This is a genomic window from Phenylobacterium aquaticum, assembly GCF_947378715.1.
Taxonomy (GTDB): Bacteria; Pseudomonadota; Alphaproteobacteria; order Caulobacterales; family Caulobacteraceae; genus Phenylobacterium; species Phenylobacterium aquaticum_A.
This window is the reverse complement of sequence record NZ_CANCLE010000270.1, coordinates 1-3,174: the sequence shown is the minus strand read 5'-3', so window position 1 is coordinate 3,174 and position 3,174 is coordinate 1. Positions and strand designations below refer to the sequence as shown.

The following is a 3,174-nucleotide window of genomic DNA, read 5'->3' as shown; positions in this document are numbered from 1 at the left end:
ATGAAGTGCCTGCCGGATCAACTCAGCGAGCCGTTCCCGTGCCTCCTGCCGGTTCATTTCCAAGGACCGCGAGCCCTGAGAAAACAGGATCAGGATGCCGTCTTGTGTCAGGCGACTACCAGCCAGCTTTTCGAGCCGCTGTTTAACGTCGTCCGCCAACCTCGAAGATCGAACATCGAAGCGAAGCTCGATGGCATTGCTCGTCTTATTTACGTGTTGCCCGCCGGGACCGCTGGCCTTCACCATTCGCTCGGTGAACTCGTCGTCGCCGATGGTCAGATGTGGCGTGACGACAATCATGCCGGCCCCGAGTGCTGGACCGTCTTGACGTTCTGGCCGCCAGGTCCCGCCGCGCGGATGAACCGCTCGACGATCTCGCTCTCGTCGAGCGCTATGGCGGGGGTGATCTCGATCATGGGGCGCAGGCGCCGGCCCGCTCAGCCGGCCTGACAGGCAGGGCAGAGGCCGCGAGCTTCCAGGGTGACGCTGCGCACCGCGTAGCCGGACGGGGCGGCGGCGGCCAGCTGGGTGGCGAAGTCCGGCTCGAACTCCTCGGCGGCGCCGCAGCACTCGCAGATCACGAAGGCCGCCCGGTGGCCCTGGCCGTCCAGGCGGCAGGGCACATAGGCGTTCAGGCTCTCGATCCTGTGGGCGAAGCCCAGCCGTTCCAGGAATTCCAGGGCGCGATAAACGGTCGGCGGCTTGGCCGGCTCGCCATGCGCCCCGAAGGCGGCGATCAGGTCATAGGCCTTCTGCGGCCCGTCGGATTCCAGCAGCAGTTCGAGCACGCGCCGGCGCGGGGCGGTCAGCCGCTCCTGGGTCGCGGCGCAGCGGCGCTCGGCCAAGACCAGGGCGTCGGCCAGGACCGGCCCGGCCAGGCCCGGATGCACGCCGTCCTCGTGATGACAATCGGCTCCCATGTCCATTGGCTACCCGTCTCCGCGATTTCCCGCAACCGAGGACATATCCGCCCTTGACGACTCGTTATGTTATCTCATAACGCATCATTAGTGTTATTTCGTAACAGAGGGCCTCCCAATCAAGCCCTCCTCAGGGGATTGTCATGGGTCGTCACAGGTTATTCGCCGCCGCCGCCAGCGCGGCGCTCCTCAGCGCGACCCTGGTCGCCGGTTCCGCCCAGGCGGCGGCGGACAAGGGCCCCGAGGTGTCCGAGATCGTGGTCACCGCCCAGCGGCTGGATGCGGCCCTGCAGACGATCGAACCGTCCCTGGGGGCCACCGCCTTCGCCATGAGCCAGAGCTTCGTCACCAACCTGCCGGGCGGGGCCAACACCCAGCTCAACCAGGTGATCCTCCAGGCGCCCGGCGTCACCCAGGACGGCTTCGGCCAGCTGCACGTGCGTGGCGATCACGCCAACCTCCAGTACCGCCTGAACAACGTCATCCTGCCCGAGGGCCTGGCGGTGTTCGGCCAGACCCTGAGCCCGAGGCTGGCCTCCAATATCGAGCTGATCACCGGCGCCTTGCCGGCCCAGTACGGCCTGCGCACCGCCGGCATCATAAACATCACCACCAAGAGCGGCTTCAAGACCGGGGGCGAGGCGTCGATCTATGGCGGCGGCCACGGGGTGATCTCGCCCAGCCTGGAATACGGAACCACGGTGGGCGCCAATAGCGCCTTCGTCTCGGCCAGCTATACGGACACCGATGTCGGCATCGAGAGCCCGGACGGCCGGGCGCGGCCGGTGCATGACCACAGCCAGCAGGGCCAGGTCTTCGGCTTCTTCGACCACATCATCGACGACTCCAGCCGTCTCTCGCTGATCCTCGGGACCTCGCTGCAGACCTTCGAGATCCCCAACACCCCTGGCCTGCATCCGGACCTTGGCCTGACGGTCCGGGGTCAGACCGACGATCTGTCCGACGGGCTGAACGAGCGCCAGCGCGAGGGGACCAGCTACGCCATCGCCACCTATCTGAAGACCACCGACCAGTTCACGGCCCAGGCCTCGCTGTTCGCCCGCTACTCCACCCTGAGCTTCCGCCCCGACGGGCTGGGCGACCTGCTGTTCGCCGGCATCGCCCAGGACGCCCGCAAGCAGGACGCCGCCGCCGGCTTGCAGGCCGAGGGGGTCTATAATCTCAATGACGCCCATACCCTGCGCGGCGGCGTGGTTGTCCAGGGCGACCGGGCGACCAGCAAGACCTCGTCCCAGGTCCTGGGCCTCGACGCCAATGGCGACCAGATCGGCGATACGCCGCTCACCATCGCCGACCAGGCCCGGCGCACCTCCTGGACCTATTCGGTATTCCTGCAGGACGAGTGGAAGCTGGCCGACAGCCTGACCCTCAACTATGGCCTGCGCTATGACGCGCTCTCCTCCTTCCGCAAGGAGGACCAGCTGAGCCCGCGGGTGAACCTGGTCTGGACGCCCGCAGACGGCGCGACGCTGCACGTCGGTTATGCCCGCTACTTCACCCCGCCGCCCTATGAGCTGGTGGCCTCGGAGACGGTCGCCAAGTTCGTCGGCACGACGGCGGAGGCGCCGGGCAGCGCCAACACCACCCCCTATTCCGAGCGGACCCACTATTTCGATATCGGCGCACAGCAGAAGTTCGGCGGCGTGACCCTGGGCGTCGACGCCTATTACAAGCAGATCAAGCACATGCTGGACGAGGGCCAGTTCGGCGCCCCGATCATCCTGACCCCGTTCAACTACGACCAGGGCTATGTGAAGGGCGTCGAGCTGACGGCGGCCTATGAGCGTGGGGCCTTCTCGACCTATGCCAACCTCGCGGCCTCCAAGGCCCAAGGGAAGGACATCATCTCGTCGGAGTTCAATTTCGACCCGGCCGACCTGGCCTATATCGCCGGCCACTACATCTATGTGGACCACGACCAGACCTATACGGCCTCGGCCGGCGCCTCCTATCGCTGGGGCGGGACCCGGCTGTCCGGGGACGTGCTCTACGGCTCGGGCCTGCGCAAGGACGGGGCGGTCCCCAACGGGGGCAAGCTCGATCCCTATACCCAGGTCAATCTGTCGGTGAGCCACGGCTTCGAGGACGGCGCCTTGAAGGGCGTCAGCGTCCGCGCCGATCTGATCAACGCCTTCGACGAGAAATATCTGATCCGCGACGGCTCAGGCGTCGGCGTCGGCGCCCCGCAATATGGGCCCCGGCGCGGGATGTTCGTGGGCCTGACCAAGGCGTT

3 protein-coding genes are annotated in these 3,174 nt (G+C 66.7%); 1 reads left to right on the top strand and 2 read right to left on the bottom strand.

Going from position 1 to position 3,174, the window contains the following annotated elements; translation table 11 throughout:
• Positions 1-300 (bottom strand): alternative ribosome rescue aminoacyl-tRNA hydrolase ArfB (gene arfB / locus Q7P21_RS20355; RefSeq protein WP_304180220.1); only part of this gene is annotated, 300 nt, incomplete at its 3' end.
• Positions 301-437: 137 nt separating this feature from the next.
• Positions 438-920: a Fur family transcriptional regulator gene (locus Q7P21_RS20350; protein ID WP_304171989.1), complete on the bottom strand. Its 483-nt coding sequence runs from the start codon at positions 918-920 to the stop codon at positions 438-440.
• A 143-nt stretch (positions 921-1,063) separates the two neighbouring features.
• On the opposite strand from Q7P21_RS20350, the gene Q7P21_RS20345 reads away from it, so the two are divergent.
• On the top strand, positions 1,064-3,174 hold a 2,111-nt coding region (locus Q7P21_RS20345; RefSeq protein WP_304180218.1), incomplete at its 3' end, for a TonB-dependent receptor.

What these genes read in the sequence shown, in the direction of transcription:
- Q7P21_RS20350 (WP_304171989.1), bottom strand. Translation starts at nt 920, where the DNA reads ATGGGAGCCGATTGTCATCACGAGGACGGCGTGCATCCGGGCCTGGCC.